At 72.5% G+C, this 17,565-nt stretch carries 17 protein-coding genes; 1 reads left to right on the forward strand and 16 read right to left on the reverse strand.

Annotation, left to right across the window (positions count from 1 at the left end):
- Positions 1-161: 161 nt before the first annotated feature.
- From ACFV61_RS16140 to rpsB, 5 genes are all read right to left on the reverse strand, one after another.
- Complete coding sequence (locus tag ACFV61_RS16140; protein WP_380492178.1) at positions 162-1,625, reverse strand: phosphatidate cytidylyltransferase; 1,464 nt, start codon at positions 1,623-1,625, stop codon at positions 162-164.
- A complete protein-coding gene (gene frr / locus ACFV61_RS16145) occupies positions 1,625-2,182 on the reverse strand; it encodes a ribosome recycling factor (RefSeq protein WP_063347665.1) in 558 nt (185 codons plus the stop codon). The genes ACFV61_RS16140 and frr overlap by 1 nt, the downstream gene beginning before the upstream one ends.
- A gap of 98 nt (positions 2,183-2,280) precedes the next feature.
- On the reverse strand, positions 2,281-3,045 hold the full coding sequence (pyrH, locus tag ACFV61_RS16150) for a UMP kinase (protein ID WP_063347666.1): 765 nt from the start codon (positions 3,043-3,045) through the stop codon (positions 2,281-2,283).
- A 261-nt stretch (positions 3,046-3,306) separates the two neighbouring features.
- Entirely contained in the window at positions 3,307-4,146 is an 840-nt protein-coding gene (gene tsf / locus ACFV61_RS16155; RefSeq protein ID WP_063347667.1) for a translation elongation factor Ts, read from the reverse strand.
- Between the two features lie 129 nt (positions 4,147-4,275).
- Positions 4,276-5,178, reverse strand: coding sequence for a 30S ribosomal protein S2 (gene rpsB / locus ACFV61_RS16160; RefSeq protein WP_063347668.1), 903 nt, complete (start codon positions 5,176-5,178; stop codon positions 4,276-4,278).
- A 926-nt stretch (positions 5,179-6,104) separates the two neighbouring features.
- Here rpsB and ACFV61_RS16165 point away from each other — a divergent pair.
- Positions 6,105-6,452, forward strand: coding sequence for a peptidoglycan DD-metalloendopeptidase family protein (locus ACFV61_RS16165; RefSeq protein WP_380492180.1), 348 nt, complete (start codon positions 6,105-6,107; stop codon positions 6,450-6,452).
- Between the two features lie 49 nt (positions 6,453-6,501).
- Here the strand turns inward: ACFV61_RS16165 and ACFV61_RS16170 are convergent, their stop codons facing one another.
- The 11 genes from ACFV61_RS16170 to lepB (ACFV61_RS16220) all read right to left on the reverse strand — a co-directional run bounded on the left by ACFV61_RS16170 (position 6,502) and on the right by lepB (ACFV61_RS16220) (position 17,214).
- Entirely contained in the window at positions 6,502-7,086 is a 585-nt protein-coding gene (locus ACFV61_RS16170; RefSeq protein WP_063351115.1) for a TetR/AcrR family transcriptional regulator, read from the reverse strand.
- A gap of 285 nt (positions 7,087-7,371) precedes the next feature.
- Positions 7,372-8,322, reverse strand: a complete 951-nt coding sequence (gene whiG, locus ACFV61_RS16175; protein ID WP_380340611.1) for an RNA polymerase sigma factor WhiG — start codon at positions 8,320-8,322, stop codon at positions 7,372-7,374.
- 338 nt (positions 8,323-8,660) lie between these two features.
- Complete coding sequence (gene dprA, locus ACFV61_RS16180; RefSeq protein ID WP_380492182.1) at positions 8,661-9,827, reverse strand: DNA-processing protein DprA; 1,167 nt, start codon at positions 9,825-9,827, stop codon at positions 8,661-8,663.
- 8 nt (positions 9,828-9,835) lie between these two features.
- Positions 9,836-11,674 carry a YifB family Mg chelatase-like AAA ATPase gene (locus ACFV61_RS16185; protein WP_380492184.1) on the reverse strand — a complete coding sequence of 613 codons (1,839 nt, stop codon included), beginning with the start codon at positions 11,672-11,674 and terminating at the stop codon, positions 9,836-9,838.
- A 1-nt stretch (position 11,675) separates the two neighbouring features.
- On the reverse strand, positions 11,676-12,158 hold the full coding sequence (locus ACFV61_RS16190; protein WP_363375975.1) for a YraN family protein: 483 nt from the start codon (positions 12,156-12,158) through the stop codon (positions 11,676-11,678).
- 252 nt (positions 12,159-12,410) lie between these two features.
- Entirely contained in the window at positions 12,411-12,737 is a 327-nt protein-coding gene (locus tag ACFV61_RS16195; RefSeq protein WP_030056781.1) for a DUF2469 domain-containing protein, read from the reverse strand.
- Between the two features lie 55 nt (positions 12,738-12,792).
- Positions 12,793-13,266: an NUDIX hydrolase gene (locus ACFV61_RS16200; RefSeq protein ID WP_063347669.1), complete on the reverse strand. Its 474-nt coding sequence runs from the start codon at positions 13,264-13,266 to the stop codon at positions 12,793-12,795.
- 112 nt (positions 13,267-13,378) lie between these two features.
- Entirely contained in the window at positions 13,379-14,134 is a 756-nt protein-coding gene (lepB, locus tag ACFV61_RS16205) for a signal peptidase I (protein ID WP_380492185.1), read from the reverse strand.
- 145 nt (positions 14,135-14,279) lie between these two features.
- Complete coding sequence (gene lepB, locus ACFV61_RS16210) at positions 14,280-15,296, reverse strand: signal peptidase I (RefSeq protein WP_208869071.1); 1,017 nt, start codon at positions 15,294-15,296, stop codon at positions 14,280-14,282.
- Positions 15,297-15,536: 240 nt separating this feature from the next.
- Positions 15,537-16,394, reverse strand: coding sequence for a signal peptidase I (gene lepB / locus ACFV61_RS16215; RefSeq protein WP_380340622.1), 858 nt, complete (start codon positions 16,392-16,394; stop codon positions 15,537-15,539).
- A 166-nt stretch (positions 16,395-16,560) separates the two neighbouring features.
- The gene (gene lepB, locus ACFV61_RS16220; protein ID WP_380492186.1) at positions 16,561-17,214 is read right to left on the reverse strand and encodes a signal peptidase I; all 654 of its coding nucleotides are present in this window, start codon (positions 17,212-17,214) and stop codon (positions 16,561-16,563) included.
- Positions 17,215-17,565: the final 351 nt, after the last annotated feature.

Consider the following 17,565-nt stretch of genomic DNA (forward strand, 5'->3'; position numbering starts at 1 on the left):
AAATGTTGGTTTCTCGGGGTTTAGCCTGGGTTCCGCCTGTGGCCCCGCCGCGGGGTGCGGGCCCGGAGGGGCGCGGCCCCCGGCCGCGCCGGGGACGGGGGCCCTTCCACCACTCGCGGCCGGAGGACAGGTTCTGAGGCGTCCTACGGCCGGACAAGGCCCTAGCTGCCGACGAAGGCCGCCAGCAGCAGCCAGACCACCGGGGCGGTCGGCAGGAGCGAGTCCAGCCGGTCCATGATGCCGCCGTGGCCGGGCAGCAGCGTGCCCATGTCCTTGATGCCGAGGTCTCGCTTGATCATCGACTCGCCCAGGTCGCCCAGGGTCGCGGTGACCGCCGCGCAGCCGCCCAGGATCAGGCCCTGCCACCAGCTGCCGCCGTCGATGATCAGCTCCATCAGCACGGCGCCCGCCAGCATCGACAGGCCGATGCCGCCGGCCAGGCCCTCACGGGTCTTGCCGGGGCTGATCGTCGGGGCGAGCTTGGTCTTGCCGAACTTGTAGCCCACGGCGTAGGCGCCCGTGTCGCTGCAGATCGTGACGATCAGGAACAGCACGATCCGCTGGGGGCCGTCGTCGGCCGCCAGCATCAACGCCACGAAGGTGGCCAGGAACGGCACGTAGAAGGCGGTGAACACCCCGGCCGTTATGTCCCGCAGGTAGTCCTCCGGCGGCTCGGCCATCCGCCAGACCATCACCGCCAGCCCGGTCAGCGCGAGCGAGGCCGCGGCCCACTGCACCCCGGCCCAGTAGCCGGTGGCGATCATGGCGATGCCGCCTGCGACCAGCGGCACCAGCGGCGCCTTGATCTGCTTGCGCTCGGCGAGCCGGCTGGTCAGCTCCCAGATACCGACCGACACCGCGGCCATCACGACGAACAGGAACAGCGCCTTCACCACGAACAGCGAGGCGATGATCACCACACCGAGACCGACCCCCACGCCTATCGCGGCCTGGAGGTTACGGCCACCGCGCTGCTTGCGCGGCTGCGGCTGCGGGGCGGACTGGGCGGCCACGGGTGTCTCCTGCCCTGGATGGGACGACGGCACGAAGTGGGGCTGCCCGGCCGCCGGGTAGGTCGACGGCGGCGCGGGAGGCACCGAGGCCCCGGGGCGCGGCGGGGCGCCGCGGCCGGGGGTGGCGTCATCGGTTATCGCGCGCAGCACGACCGTCTCCGTCACACCCGGCACCGCCGCCTCGGACCGGTCGTCCCGGAACAGCGGGCCGCTCAGCCGACCGGCCTCCCGGGACTGACCGGCGGCGGGGTCACCCGGCCGGCCGGAGCCCGCCGGCGGGCCCTGGTCCGGCACGCCGGGGAACGGGCCGGGGCCCGCCGGTACGGGAGGCATGACCTGAGTCTCCTCCGCGTCGCCGCCCCAGTACACCGGAGGCTGCTGCGAGTGATCCGAACGGTGGCCGGGGCCACCCGGCGCGCCGCCCGGCGCACCCGGGTGGGCCGCCCGGCCGCCCGGGTGACCGGGGTAGCCCTGGGCCTGCGGCGGCGCCGGGTACTCGCCGTACCCCGGCGCCGGGTGCGCCTGCGGCCGGGGCTGCGGCGCCGGGCGGTAGGGCTGGAACTGCTGGTCGGACGGGCCCCAGTAGCCAGGGGCGTCAGGGGCGTCGTTCATCAGACTTCGAGCAGCTCGGCTTCCTTGTGCTTCAGCAGCTCGTCGACGGCGGCCACGTACTTGGCCGTGGTGTCGTCGAGCTCCTTCTCGGCGCGGCGGCCGTCGTCCTCGCCGACCTCGCCGTCCTTGACCAGCTTGTCGATGGCGTCCTTGGCCTTGCGGCGCACCGCGCGGATCGAGACCTTCGCGTCCTCGCCCTTGCCCCGGGCCACCTTGATGAACTCCCGGCGGCGCTCCTCGGTCAGCTCGGGCAGCACCACCCGGATGAGGGAGCCGTCGTTGGACGGGTTGACGCCCAGGTCGGAGTCGCGGATCGCCTGCTCGATCGCCTTCAGCGCGGTCTTGTCGAACGGCGAGACGACCGCCATCCGGGGCTCCGGCACCGAGAACGAGGCCAGCTGGTTGATCGGCGTCACGGTGCCGTAGTACTCGGCGACGATCTTGGCGAACATCGCCGGGTGGGCACGGCCGGTGCGGATGGCGGCGAAGTCGTCCTTGGCGACGGCGACGGCCTTCTCCATCTTCTCCTCGGCTTCGAGGAGGGTCTCTTCGATCACTGTGATCTCCCTGTCCGGTTCATCTGCGATTGTCCCGACCGGTGTCGGCGTCGAGGCCGGTCACGGCGACGGCGCCGTCCCGTACGGCTGATTGCTGCTCAGGCCCGGACAGAATCCTGGCTGATGAGTGTGCCGATCTTCTCACTCTTCACCGCGCGCGCGATATTGCCCTCCGCCAGCAGCTCGAAGACCAGCATCGGGAGGTTGTTGTCCTTGCACAGCGTGATCGCGGTGAGGTCGGCGACCTTGAGGTCGCGCGTGATGACCTCGGAGTACTCCAGCGCGTCGAACTTCACCGCGTCCGGGTTGGTCCGGGGGTCCGAGTCGTAGACACCGTCCACGCCGTTCTTGCCCATCAGCAGGACGTCGGCGTGGATCTCCAGGGCCCGCTGGACGGCGGTGGTGTCGGTCGAGAAGTACGGCATGCCCATACCGGCGCCGAAGATCACCACACGGCCCTTCTCCAGGTGCCGGACGGCCCGCAGCGGCAGGTACGGTTCGGCGACCTGGCCCATGGTGATCGCGGTCTGGACCCGGGTCTCGATGCCTTCCTTGACTAGGAAGTCCTGCAGCGCCAGGCAGTTCATCACGGTGCCGAGCATGCCCATGTAGTCGGAGCGCGCCCGGTCCATGCCGCGGACCTGCAGCTCGGCGCCCCGGAAGAAGTTGCCGCCGCCGATGACCACCGCGACCTCGGTACCGGCACGGACGACGGTGGCGATCTCCCGGGCGATCGCGTGCACGACGTCCGGGTCGACGCCGAGTCCGCCACCACCGGCAAAGGCTTCACCGGACAGCTTGAGCAGCACCCGGCGGCGCGAGCCGGCCTTGGGGTCCTGCGCGGTCTCCTGCGTCTCCTGCATGGACTTCTCCTTTTTGCACCTACTGGCTCACAGGCGCGGGTGTGCGGATGCCCGGCCTGCGCGTACGCGAGAGGAGGCCACTGCCGCGGGAACCGGTTCGGTGTCCTGCACGGCAATGGCCTCCTCGTCGTTCATGGTGCCGACGCGGCCCGCCCGTGGACGGTTGGCACTGGGTGAGCCCGTTCGGCGTTCCGCCCGCCCTGGTCAACGGGCGGGGGCGGTTCCCAGCGTAAGGGTGCCGGGGACCAGGTGGAACGTGACTCAGGCGCCGACGCGGAAGCGGGCGAAGCGCTTGAGGGCGACGCCGTTCTCCTCGAGGACCTTGGCGACGGTCTTCTTGTTGTCCTTCGCGAAGGCCTGCTCCAGGACGGAGTTCTCCTTGACGAAGCCGGTGACGCGACCCTCGACGATCTTCGGCAGGGCAGCCTCGGGCTTGCCCTCCTCACGCGCGGTGGCCTCGGCGACGCGGCGCTCGTTCTCGAGGTCCTCGGCCGGGATCTCCTCGCGGGACAGGAACTTCGGCGCGAACGCGGCGATGTGCTGCGCGACGTCCTTCGCGACCTCGGCGTTCTCCTTGTCCAGCTCGACCAGGACGCCGACGGCCGGCGGCAGGTCGGGGCTGGTCTTGTGCAGGTAGACCGCGACGAAGCCGTCACCGTCGAACTGGGCGAAGCGACGGAAGACGATCTTCTCGCCCAGGGTCGCGTTGGCCTCGTCGACGAACTGCTGGACGGTCTTGCCGGCCTCGATCTCGGACGCCAGGGCGGCATCCAGGTCGGCCGGGGCGGTCTTGGCCACGTGAGCCGCGATCGCGTCGGCGACCTTGACGAAGTTGTCACCCTTGGCGACGAAGTCGGTCTCGCAGTTCAGCTCGACCAGAACGCCGGACTTCTTGTCCTCGGCGATCAGCGCGGCGACGGCGCCGTTGGAGGCGTCACGGCCCTCGCGCTTGGCAACGCCCTTCTGGCCCTTGATGCGCAGGAGCTCGACGGCCTTCTCGACGTTGCCCTCGGCCTCGTCCAGGGCCTTCTTGCAGTCCATCATGCCGGCGCCGGTGAGCTCACGGAGCTTCTTGACGTCCGCGGCGGTGAAGTTCGCCATGGTGTGAATCTCTTCTCGCGTCTCGCGTGTCTGCGTGGGGAGACGCCGGGACCGATGATTCGGTCCCGGCGCGGGAGAGAGGGGCACCTACCGGTGTCGTACCGGCGGGTGCCCCTCACCCTTGGTACGTCAGGCCTGCTCGGCCGGCGCCTCGGTGGCCTCAGCCTCAGCGGCGGGGGCCTCGACGGCCTCAGCCTCGGCGGCGGGGGCCTCAGCGGCCGGAGCCTCGGCGGCGGCGGGGGCCTCCTCGGCCTTCTTCTCGCCCTCGATGAGGTCCTTCTCCCAGTCGGCCAGCGGCTGGTCGGCGCCCGGCTCGGCCTTGACGTCGCCCTTGGCGACACCGGCGCGGGACTTCAGACCCTCAGCCACGGCGTCGGCGATCACGCGGGTCAGCAGGGTGACGGAGCGGATCGCGTCGTCGTTGCCCGGGATCTTGTAGTCGACCTCGTCGGGGTCACAGTTGGTGTCGAGGATGGCGACGACCGGGATGTTGAGCTTCCGGGCCTCGCCGACCGCGATGTGCTCCTTCTTGGTGTCCACGATCCACACGGCGCTGGGAACGCGCTGCATGTCGCGGATACCGCCGAGGGTCTTCTCCAGCTTGTCGTGCTCGCGCTGGAGGACCAGGAGCTCCTTCTTGGTGAGGCCGGAACCGGCCACGTCCGAGAAGTCCAGCTCGCCGAGCTCCTTCAGGCGCTGCAGGCGCTTGTAGACGGTCGAGAAGTTGGTCAGCATGCCGCCGAGCCAGCGCTGGTTCACGTAGGGCATGCCCACACGGGTGGCCTGCTCGGCGATGGCCTCCTGGGCCTGCTTCTTCGTGCCGACGAAGAGGACGCTGCCGCCGTGGGCAACGGTCTCCTTGATGAACTCGAAGGCGCGGTCGATGTAGTTCAGCGACTGCAGGAGGTCGATGATGTAGATGCCGTTGCGCTCCGTGATGATGAAGCGCTTCATCTTCGGGTTCCAACGGCGGGTCTGGTGACCGAAGTGGACGCCGCTCTCCAGCAGCTCCCGCATCGTGACGACGGCCATAGCCGTGCTCCTCAGGTGTTACGGCCCGGCGGTCGCGCAACGGACGGCGGGTTCGCGCGGTGGCGCTCCCCGCTCGCGCGGTGCGTCCGGCCGGGTCAGGCTCGGTTTGTCCGTGGCAGCCAGGTGACAGCCACGCCTGACGCCCCGAACGTGCCGAGCCGCTTGAACCCGCACGGTCCGGGGACCAGGCGGGCTCGGCGGACCGAGCGGCACTCGCACCTGGCGGAGGCAGCGGCCGGGCCGCGTCCGTCCACCGGTGGCGGGGCGTGCGAAGTCGACCCGGCGGACCGGGTCGCGTGTGAAGTGTACGGGAAGCGCCGCGGAGCGGGCGACTCCGCGACTGGCGGAGGCCCTGGACGGGCGGGTCCGCGCTGGCGGGAGCTGGGCGGAGGCCGAGGCGGGGCGGGGGCGGGGCGGCCGGGCCTTGGGAGTGCTGCTGCTGCGGTGCTTGTACACCGGATGGCGGCATCCGTACACCCGCTGGAGGGACGGGATCAGGCCACGAGGGCGGTTTGTCCACAGGAGTCCGGAAGTGGGTGGCGCCGGGGCGGCGGCGCAGCAAGCCTCGGGGCATGACCGCTCGCGCCGAATGCCCGGCTCCGCCCGCCGTCGGTCCGGCCTGCTCGGGGCCGGACCTGTTGAAGCTTGACCGATTGGGGCCGGGCCGGTTGAGGCTGGGCTCGTTTGGTGTGCTGCGGGGGCTGGTCGCCGTGCTGGCGGCACTGGTGCTGCTGGTCTCGGGCGGTGCGGGGCGGGGCGCCGCTCTCAGCGGGGGTGTCGGAGGTACTGGCGGGGGCGGAGTAGGTACTGGCGAGAGCGGCCGGACCGGTTCGGGCGGTGCGCGGGCCTGGCCGGTGGGCGGGCCCGGCGGGGTGCTCCGGCGGTTCGAGCCACCGGCCACGCCGTGGGCCGCCGGACACCGGGGAGTGGACCTCGCCGCCGCGCCCGGGGCGGAGGTGCGGACGGCTGCCGCCGGGGTGGTCACGTTCTCCGGGCTGGTGGCGGGGCGCCCGGTGGTGACCGTCACCCACCCCGGCTCGGGGTCACCCCCCTTGCGGACCACCTACCTGCCCGTCGCCGGCACCGCCCCGGTCGGCACCGAGGTACCCGCCGGACAGGTGATCGGGCGGCTCGCCCCCGACGGACGGCACTGCCCAGCACGGGACTGCCTGCACTGGGGGCTGCTGCGCGGCGGGCGCTACCTCGACCCGCTGGCCCTGTTCGGCGCGGGAGCGGCGCGGCTGCTGCCGCTGGGCGGCGCCGGGCGCACCTGATGAATTCAGATGAACCGAACGAACCAAACGGACCGGGCCGGACGGCGGCTCAGGCCCGGTCGAGGCCGTGCAGGGCCATGGCCACGGCGGCGTCCGCGATCAGTTCGGGGCGCTCGGCCGCACACCCGGCACGCTCCCCCGCGGCCACTTGCTCGGCCCGGCGCACGGCCGCCTCCACGACCCCTTGGAGCAACGCCGCAGCGAGCCGGGGCTGCGCGTGACCGAGATCCTCCAGGGCCCGGACGACCAGGCCGACCAGCTTGCCGTGCGCCGCCCGGATGCGCTCGCGCGCGGCCTCGTCGAGTTCGAGCGCGGAGATCGCCACCACCGCCCGGTGGCGCGGGTCTGCGGCCAACGCCAGCTGGCCACGGACATACGCCTCGATCCGGTCGGCCGCGCTGTCGCAGCTCTCCATCCCGGCCTCGATCTCGGCCGCCCAGAGCGGAAAGTCCACCTCGCAGAGCGCCTCGACCACGGCGGCCCGGGAGCGGAAGTACTCGTAGACCGAGGAGCGCGCCAGGGAGGTGCGCGCAGCGAGCGCAGGGAAGGTCAGCGCCTCCATGCCGCCCTCCGTGAGCAGGGTGCGGGCAGCGTCAAGGAGGGCTGCACGCTGCAGCTGGCGATGCTCGGCCACCGTGGCCGCTCGGATCTTCGGCACGCTCCCACTGTACGGAGCCCTACCTGCGGCCGGTACGGCGCCGCGCATTTGAGCGGGGAGCGAGAGCGCGCAGGCGTGCGGCGAGGCGTGCGAGCGGGCGCGCAACCCGGGGATCCGGCCCGGAGTAACGGCCCAGGGTTACAGCCGGGCAGGTGCGGCCGGGCAGGCGCGGCCCGGGATGCGGCCGGGCAGGCGCGGACCGGCAACGTGGCCGGGGTCGCGACCCGGAGGTCGGCCGGAACGGGACGGTCCCGGCCCGCGCTACCGGATGTCCGACAGCTTGGCGCGCAGCTGGAGGACGGACTTGGTGTGGATCTGGCTCACCCGGCTCTCCGTCACCCCCAGCACCTGGCCGATCTCGGCGAGGGTGAGGCCCTCGTAGTAGTAGAGCGTCACCACGGTCTTCTCCCGCTCGGGGAGGGTGTTGACCGCCTGGGCCAGCAGCCTGCGCAGCTCGCGGTCCTCGGCCACCTCAACCGGGTTGTCGGCACCGTGGTCCACCAGGGTGTCCATCAGGCTCAGCCGGTCGCCGCCCTCCCCCACCGGGTGCAGCAGTTCGTCCAGGGCCACCACGTTGGCCAGGGACAGCTGGCTGAAGATCGCGTGCAGATCCTCGATCGCGATACCCATCTCGGCCGCGACCTCGGGATCGTGCGGCGTACGGCGCAGCCGGGCCTCCAGCGTCGCGTACGTCCGCTCGACGGCCTTCGCCTTCTGCCGCACCGAGCGCGGGATCCAGTCCAGGGCACGCAGTTCGTCGATGATCGCGCCGCGGATCCGGCTGATCGCATAGGTCTCGAACTTGATGGCGCGGTCGATGTCGAACTTCTCGATCGCATCGATCAGCCCGAAGACCCCCGAGGAGACGAAGTCGGCCTGCTCGACGTTGGAGGGCAGGCCGACCCCGACCCGCCCCGCCACGTACTTGACGAGCGGCGAGTAGTGCAGGATCAGCTGCTCGCGCAGCCGCTGGTCGCCGGTCTCCTTGTAGGAGCGCCAGAGCTCTTCGAGCGCGGTGCGCCCCTGGGCTCCGGGGCCTGGACCGCCCGGCCCCGGTCCCTGCTCCGGGCCAGGCGGGGGGGTGCCGTCCGGCGGCAGGGCACCGGCAGCGATCGGGCGGGCTGCGCCGTCGCCGGTGGCGGCGCCGACCGCGTCGGCGGGCTGGCCCGGCACCGCCGTCGGCCGGCCGCCCTGGCGCGACAGGCCCCCCATTGTCCCCGTCGCCTTGGGCGGGAACTCAGTCACGGGGCGCCGCTCGGTCCGCGGCCCTCCCGAGGACCGGGCGCCACCGGTCACTCTGTGTCCGGGAATGTGTGTGGGCATGCGTTGGTCTGCGCCGTTCTGCCGAGTCATGTGCTGATAGGGAAGGCATGTGGAGCGTAGCGTGACCGACTCGCTGCAATGCGCTACCGCCACTCGGTCGTCCCCCGATCCGGTGGCGTTCACGTCACCGGATCCGGGCACGCGAACGGACGAACCGGATCAGCAGGTCAACCGGGCGCTCCCGACACTCCCTCCCCACGACACGGATGTGCGCTTCGTTCCGACCGTCACCTCCTCCGCACCAGGCGCCAGTACGCGCCGTGCCGCTCGACGTAACCGAGCGAGCCCAACTCGTAAAGCCGCTGCAGCACTTCGTCCGGCGGGAGTCCGGACTGCCGGGCCAACCGCTCGATCGGCGCGCCCTCCGCCGTCGCCGGGACGGCCTCCAGCACCCGGGCCACCGCTGGCTCCAGCAGATCCCGGGGCAGGACCGGGCCGCTGCGCTGCGGCGCCAGGTCGTCCCCGATCGCCCCGATCAGTTCGGCGATCTCGGCGGAGTCGGTGACCAGCGTGGCGCCGCCGCTGCGGATCAGGGCGTGCACCCCGGCCGAGAGTTCCGAGGTCACCGGGCCGGCGACGCCCATGGTGTGGCGGTTGAGGTCCCGCGCCCGTCTGGCCGTGCTCAGCGCGCCGCTGCGCATCGCCGCCTCAACCACCACCGTGCCCCGGGTGAGCGCCGCGATGACCCGGTTGCGGAGCACGAAGCGGAAGCGGTTCGGGTGTTCCCCGGGTGGGAGTTCACTGACCAGCAGTCCCTGGGCACCGATCCGCCGGATCAGTTCGGCGTTCCCTTTCGGGTAGGCCACGTCGACCCCACAGGCGAGCACCGCGATCGTCATCCCTCCGACGGAGAGCGCCCCTCGGTGGGCGGCCGCGTCGATCCCGTAGGCGGCTCCGGACACCACGACCCAACCTCGCTCGGCCAGTTGGGCCGACAGCTCCCCCGCGACGTGGGCGCCGTAGGCCGTGCAGGCTCGGGAGCCGACCATCGCCACCGAGCGGAGCGCGAGCAGCCGCAGCGAACCCGTGCCGGTCGTCCAGAGCCCGATCGGGCGCCCGTCGCCCAGATCGTCCAGTTGGCTGGGCCATTCCGTGTCCCCCGGAATGATGAAGCGTCCACCGACGGCTCGTACCCGTTCCAGGTCCTCGGCCGGGTCCAGACCGGGGAGTCTCGCCTGGTAGCCGGCCAGCCGGGGCCCGTCCAGCCCGGGGTGTGCGGGCACCGTCCCGTCACGGATCGCCCGGACGGCGTCGACTGCGGAGAGCTGACCGAGCCACCGGCCGACCACCGCGTCCCCGGGCTCGCTCAGCCGGCTGAGCACCGCGCGGGCGAGGCGCTCCGGATCGGGACCGGACTCGGACTCTGCCCGGCCGGGCGGCTGAAGGTGCGTCATCATCGGGTTCATGCCTCACCGCCCTCGTCCGCCCGATGCTGGTCGCGCTTCCCGGACCGCTTGGCGGAGCCGGACCGGGTGGATCGGCCAAGGGCATCGGGGCGGTCCGGCGGACCAGGGCTCTCCGGGTCAGGACAATCGGGACGATCGGGCTTCTCGAACCGGCCCAACCGGCTCTGCCCTTCGGGCGGCTCGTCGACCGGGCCGACGCGCTGGGCCGGGATGCCACCGAGTCGGCCGTAGACCCGCTCGGCCAGCGGCAGCCCCTGCTCGACGCCGGTGCGCAGGACCAGTGCGGTGCGGACGTCCCGCTGGTCCGGCCGGTCGCGACCGGCGAGGTCGGCGACCGTCCAGGCGACCCGGAGCACCCGGTCCAGGCCCCGGGCGGTCAGCAGCCCGCGCTCCAACTGGCGGGCGACATCGTTCAGTGCGCCGGGGGCGAGCTGCCAGCGGGTCCGCAGCTCGTGGCCCGGGACTTCCGCGTTGGTCCGCCACGGGGTGGTCGCCAGCCGGGCCGCTGCCCGTCCCCGCGCGGCCAGCACCCGGGCCGCGACGGTCTCGGTGTTCTCCGCCGTGATGTCCCGCTCCATGAGTTCGATCCTCGTCACCGGGGCGACCTGGACCTGGAGGTCGACCCGGTCCAGCAGCGGCCCGGAGAGCCGCCCCTGGTAGCGGCTGACCATCGCAGGGGTGCACTCGCACCCCTCACCCCGCCGTGAATGACGGCCGCACGGGCAGGGGTTGGCGGCCAGGCAGAGCAGGAACCTGGCCGGAAGCCGGAGTGAGCCGGCCGAGCGGGCGATCACCACCTCGCCCGACTCCAGTGGCTGGCGCAGCGAGTCGAGCACCCGGACCGGAAACTCCGGCGCCTCGTCCAGGAACAGCACGCCCCGGTGGGCCAGCGAGACCGCCCCCGGTCTCGGCAGGCCGCTGCCGCCGCCGACGATCGCCGGCATCGTCGTGGAGTGGTGCGGGGCGCAGTACGGCGCCGTGTCGATGAGCGGGCGCCCAACCGGGAGCAGCCCGGCCACCGAGTGCACGGCGGTGACCTCCAGAGCCTCCTTCTGGGTCAGTGGCGGGAGCAGCGAGGGCAGCCGCTCCGCCAGCATCGTCTTGCCCGCGCCCGGTGGGCCCTTGAGGTACAGGTGGTGACCGCCGGCAGCGGCGATCTCCAGGGCGCGCCGGGCCTCGTACTGTCCGGCCACGTCAGCCAGATCGAGGCGCGCCGCCTTGTCGTCGACCAGCCCTCGGACGCCGGCGCTGGGCAGCATCAGGCCGGCCATCAGCGGATCCGGCCGGCCGGCGATCGGGTCGGGCGGCTCCTCCGGCGCGGACGCGCCGGTCAGGACGGCGACCAGCTGCCGCAGGCTGCGGACGCCGATCACGGTCACGCCCGGGACGAGCGAGGCCTCGGGCGCGGTCTGCTCCGCGACCACGACCCGCTGGTATCCCGCGTCGGCCGCGGCCAGCACCGACGGCAGCACCCCGCGGACCGGCCGCACCCGGCCGTCCAGACCCAGTTCGCCGATGATCAGCAGCTCGGCGATGGAGGAGGGGTCGAGCCGTTCGGCCGCGGCCAGGACGGCGCAGGCCACCGCGAGGTCGAAGCCACTGCCGCTCTTGGGCACCGAGGCCGGGCTGAGCCCGACGGTCAGCTTGCGCTGCGGCCAGGCCTCACCGCTGTTGACCACGGCCGCGCGCACCCGGTCTCGGGCCTCGGACAGCGCCTTGTCGGGCAGGCCGACCAGGGTGAACGCCGCCACCCCGGGCTCCAGATCGGCCTGGACCTCGACGATCACTCCGTCGACGCCGACCAGCGCGACGGAACAGGTACGGGCGAAGGCCATCTCAGACCACCCCCCGCAGGTGGTCGACCAGGGCCGCACCCCGGGCCCGGTTGACCACGGCCACCAGGTCGATCCGCACGCCCCCGGGCGGAGCGGGCGGCCAGTGCGGGTCCGTGGGCCCGGGGTCGTACCCGGGACCGGCCAGCCGTGCGAAGTGGCCGGGCCAGCGCTCGGCCATCCAGCGCTCCGCCAGGCGTTGCAACCGGGCGGCCTTGGCCTGGCCGATGGCCTCGCTGGGTTGTTGGAAGCCCCGCTCGGAGCGGGTCTTCACCTCGCAGACCGCCACGGTGTCGCCGTCGAGGGCGACGATGTCCAACTCACCCTCGACACAGCGCCAGTTCCGGTCCAGGATGCGGAGCCCGGCCTCCGTGAGACGGCGGGCGGCGACCCGCTCGCCGTAGCGGCCGAGCCCGTTGTTGGTACTGCGACCGCCGGTACTGCGACCCGGGCCCGGCCCGGTGCCGTCCTTCGTGCCGTCCCGCACGGCTCCGGCCGCTGTGGCCGCTGAGGCCTGGTCCAGTACGGCCGCACCCGGTACGGCCTGGTCCTGCGTGATCGTGTTCTGCACGGTGACCACCTCCGACGTGGAGGTTGCACCGTCGCGCACGGCGAGGCCGGGAATTTCCGTTTCCCTGTGGATAACTCGGGCCTGTGGATAACTTTTGTCACCCGCAGGAGTGAGACGCCCCGATCGCGCGAAATTCCGCTGGACAACGCGGGTCCGAGCGGTCCAACGTCAGTTCCCGAAGCCGGACTCGTCCGAGGGCAGCTCCAGATCGCTCTTCGCGAGTTCCTCGATGTTCACGTCCTTGAAGGTCAGCACCCGGACCTTACGGACGAACCGGGCCGGCCGGTACATGTCCCAGACCCACGCATCCGCCATCGACACCTCGAAGAAGACCTCGCCCTGCACCGAGTGCACCTGCAACTCGTAGTCATTGGTGAGGTAGAACCGTCGCTCGGTCTCGATCACGTACTTGAACAGGCCGACGACGTCCCGGTACTCCCGGTAGAGCTTGAGCTCCATCTCGGTCTCGTACTTCTCGAGATCTTCGGCACTCATCCAGGCGTCCCCTCAACTTGTCACGTCCACCCATTGTGGACCACCGCACCCACGCTCAGAGCCGTACCGGGGCGACCGGCGGGCCCTCGGCCAGCAGTCGCTCCAGGAAGTCCGCCAATCCGACCGGGTAGACCGTGTCGGCGGTCCCCCTCAGCTCCTCGACCGTCCACCAGCGCGCCGCGAGCAGTTGGGCGTGTTCCTCCTCGCCCATCCCCGAGTGGTCGAGACCCGTCTCCGTGGTCCGGGCCAGATGGAACCACTGATCCTGCTCGTAACGCCGCCCCTGAAAGGAGAACGACACCGTGCCGTACGCCACCAAGGGCCCCAGGTCCACACCCCGCAGGCCGGTCTCCTCCGCGAGTTCCCGCGCGGCGGCCTCCCGCACGTCCTCCCCGGGCTCCAAGCCGCCGCCGGGCGTGAACCACCACGCCTCCCCCGGCGTCGCCGGGTCGGAGCCCAGGAAGAGAAGGATGCGGTCCTGCCCGTCCAGCAGCAGGATCCGCGCCGCCCTGCGCCGTTGTGCCGTCATGGCAGCGCTCCACGCTCCTTCCGTTCGCGTCGGTGGCGCTACCGATCCTGCCACCCGGCGCCGCCGTCCGGGGCGATGTTCGGCAGAGCGGCCCGGGCCGCGACGACCGCGATCAGGAGCTGCTCCCCCGGCTGAGCCGGCGGGCCAGGCCCGCCACCCCGCCCACCGCCGAAGTCACGAGGATCAGCGCCGCGCCCGCAACGGTCGCGAAGGCGGCCGGTTGCAGCGGCCCGGGCGCACCGGCCTTCGGTCCGGGAAGCCCGTCGAAGGCCGCGGTCCGGCCGAGGTCGCCCGTCCTGCCGAACGGCATCAGGGTGGCCTCGACCCTGGCCTCCACCGCGCCGGCCGGGACGGTCCCGCCGTCGACCTCCAGGTGGGTGCGGGAGTCGAGCGAGCCCAGCCGGTTGTCGCCGAGCAGGAACAGCCGCCCCGGCGGCACCGTGACGCTGAACGAGGAGCCTTGCGGGCCCTGCGCCGCGAGGTACGGCTCCTCCACCACCTGTCCGTCGACCGTCAGCCGGTGGTCGTTGCCGGTGGCCGCGACGGTGTCCCCGCCGACCGCGACCACGCGCTTGACCATGAGCTCGCCACCCCAGTCCTGGTCCCGGAAGACCACCACGTCCCCCCGGCCGACGGCCCCGCCGCCGATCTTCCGGGCGAGCACGGTGTCCCCGATCCGAAGCGTGGGGGACATCGAGGCGGTCGGGATGCTGTACGGCCGGTAGTCGATCGCGATCAAGGCGAAGCCGCCGATCATCAGCACCAGCCCGAGCGCGAGCGCGACGCCCTGCAGCACCGCCGCGGGCCGGCGGCCCGGACGGGCGGGCGAAGCCGGGTGGTCGGCCGTCTGCTCAACGACACCGCTCATCGAAACCGTCCACCTCTGGCCGACCGGAGAACACCAATGGCACGCCGGGGGCACCGGCAGAAAAGCCGACGGGCCGTGGCACGTCCGAGCAGATTACTCGTCGGTACCACGGCCCGCGCAAGGGCTGAGGAGAACCCGGTGGAGCTCAGGAGTCCTTCCGGCCGTCCCTCCGCTCCCGCACCCGACGCACCAGCGGAAGCAGCGCGACCGCGCCCACCGCGCCGGCCACGGGAGGCGCCAGAGGCGCGGCCGCCGCCAGGCCCTTCTGGTCGAAGGTGTTCGGCACCGAGAGCGTCGACCAGTGACCGACCGGCCAGGCCACGACGAAGGCCCGCCCGATCACGTTGCCCACCGGAACGGTGCCGCCACCCGGCTGGTCCATGTGGAAGCGGGAGTCCAGCGAGTCCGCGCGGTGGTCGCCCATCACCCAGATCCGGCCGTTGGGCACCTTCACCGGGTCGAACGGGTGGTCACCGCAGGGGGTGTTGCCCTGGTAGACGTACGGCTCGTTGAGCGCGACGCCGTTGACCTTCACCGGCCCGGTGCCCTGGCACTCGACGGTGTCCCCGCCGACCGCGATGACCCGCTTGATCAGGTCCTTCTCATTGGCCGACGGCATCAGACCGACGAAGCTGAGCACGTCCTGGACGCCCCGGACGAAGGAGTTGCTGCTCTGCGGGGTCGGCTCGTCGTTCAGCCAGCCACCCGGGTCGTGGAACACCACGACCTCACCGCGCTCGGGCTCCGCGCCGAACCAGGGGGTCAGCTTGTCCACCAGGACACGGTCACCGACCTGCAACGTGTTCTGCATCGACTCCGACGGAATGGAGAAGGCCTGGACGAAGAAGGTCTTGATCACTAGCGCCAGGACCAGCGCGATGCCGACCAGGATCGGCAGTTCCTTCCAGAAGGAACGCTGCTTGCGCTGCTTGCCGGGGGCCTGCGACTCCGACTGGTCCGCCGACTCGGCGTCGGGCCGGTGGGACTCCGAAGAGCCCCCGGTGGGGCCCTCCGTCCCGTCGCCATGTTCGTCGGCGGTCTGGGCCGCCGCGTCCTCGACCGAGGCCGAGGACGCACCGGACTCAGCGGACCGGGCCGCTCGACCGCCAGAGCCCTCGGGCTCGCCGGCACCTGAGCGGGCGCCGATCACCACATCCCCCACAACGTCTCCTCCCTGCTGTGCGGACGCCCGAGCGCCCGCGCTCACAGTGCCGCACAGCGGGCACCACGCTCACCACGACCATGGACGCTTCGGGACTGCCCATCACGGGCTCCCCTGACACCAGCACAGCCTCGACGCACGACCGGGACCTCCCGGCCGCACCTGCACTTCTCTATCACTCCAAGGCATCCGGCTCGCGGTCCCACGCGCGCGGCCCGGCCGCGAGACGCCCGGCCCGGCTCACTCAGGCGGCCGCCCTGACCGGCGAACGACGGCCGGAAAGATGCCCAACACACCCATAACGAGCGGAGGTTCCACCGGAACCGGCCCAACGCCCACGGATTCCGGCGCAGTTCCGCGCGCCTGCGGAGCCCGCGCCAACGAGGAGAGTGAACTCGGCACGTCAAGTTGATGGAGGCGGTCCAGCGGCCAGGCGTTCATGAAGGCCCGGCCGACCACACCGCTCAGCGGGATGGTCCCCTGCCCCGGGTTCCCCATGTGGAAGCGGGAGTCGGCGGACACGTCCCGGTGGTCGCCCATGACCCAGAGCCGACCCTGCGGCACCTGCACCTTGAAGGGCTGCCGGGACGGCGGGTTGGCGGGCGCGAGGTACGGCTCGTCCACCGGCGTGCCGTTGACGCTCAACCGCCCCTGCGCGTCGCAGCACTCCACGGTGTCCCCGCCGACGCCGATGACCCGTTTGATCAAGTCCTGCTCGCTGTCCGACGGCAGCAGCCCGACGAAGGTGAGGACCTGCTTGGCCGCCCCCAGCACCGGACCGTCGTCGGACGGCTTGTGGTCGCTCTCCAGCCAGCCGCCCGGATCCTTGAACACCACCACGTCGCCGCGCTGCGGCTCGCTGCCGAACCAGGGGGTCAGCTTGTCCACCAGCACCCGGTCCCCCACCTGGATGGTCTGCTCCATCGAGCCGGAGGGGATCACGAACACCTGGAGCAGGAAGGTCTTCATCACCAGCGCGACCAGCAGCGCCACCACGATGATCAGCGGGAACTCCCGCAGCAGCGACCGCTTGCGCCGCCGGGCCGCGCGTCGGGCGCTGCGGCGGCGATCGGCCCGGCCCCGGACGGGCAGCACCACGGCCGGGCCCGCACCCCCGGGGGAGGCGCCTCCTGGCCCGGCACCGTCAGATCCGGCACTCGCCGATCCGGCATCCGCGGGTCCGGCACCTGCTGATCCGGCGCCGACCGGTCCGCCGGCATCCGGCTCCGGGCCCGGGCGGTCCGCCAGCCGGTCCCTGCCTCTGCTACCCCTGCTCCCCACGACCGCCCGTTCCCGCAGTCGCGGCGAAGGCCGCGGGCCGGTCAAGGCCGGTCAAGCGCGAGAACGGGTAGACCACCCAATCCGCCCGGCCGATCACCCTGCTCTCGGGCACGAAGCCGCCGCCGGGCTCGCCGAGGTGGTCGCGCGAGTCACGGGAGGCGCTGCGGTGGTCCCCCATCACCCAGAGCTTGCCGGTCGGCACCACCACGTCGAAGGCCACGCTCGACGGCTGGTCCCCCGGGGCCAGGTAGGAGGACTCGTCGATCGGCACCCCGTTGACGGTGATCGGCCTGCCCGGGCCGGTGCTGGTCACCCGGTCCCCGCCGACGCCGATCACCCGTTTGACGTAGACCGTGTTCCCAGCCGGGGCCAGCCCGAGGTCCCGGCCGAGCGAGCTCAGCCCGTCCCGGAAGCCGGTCGGCCCGCCCGACTCCGGAAGGAAGGAGCCCGTCCCGTCGAAGACCACGACGTCGCCCCGCTGGGGGTGGCCGCCGAAGGCGTAGGCGAGCTGGTTCGCGATCAGCCGGTCGCCCGGACGCAGGGTCTCCTCCATCGACCCGGACGGCACCGAGAACGGGCGCGCGACGAAGGCGTTCACCAGCAGCAGGGCCAGCAGGCAGATCCCCACGAGCAGCAACAGGTCCCGCGAGCGCGAGTGGCCCGGCTCCTCATCCCCCGGTCCGCTCTCATCCCCCCGTGCGCTCTCACCCTCTGGCGCGTTCTCACCCTCTGGCGCGTTCTCGTCCTCGGACGCGACCTCGCCCTCCGGCGCACCCCCGGCGTCCGCCCGCGGATCCCCACCGGGGCCGGATCCCTCCCCGCCGGGCCCCGGGACGACCCCGGAAACGAGCGGGGGGGGGGGCGCGGCGCCGGGCGGGGGGGGCGCGGCGCGGGGCCGCCCGCCCCGGCGGGCGGGCGGGGCTCTTGGTGGGGCCGCGGGGGGCCGGGGGGGGGGCCGGGCCGGCCCCCCCCCCCCCGCGGCCCGCGG

Source organism: Kitasatospora sp. NPDC059817 (assembly GCF_042731835.1).
Classification (GTDB): Bacteria; Actinomycetota; Actinomycetes; order Streptomycetales; family Streptomycetaceae; genus Kitasatospora.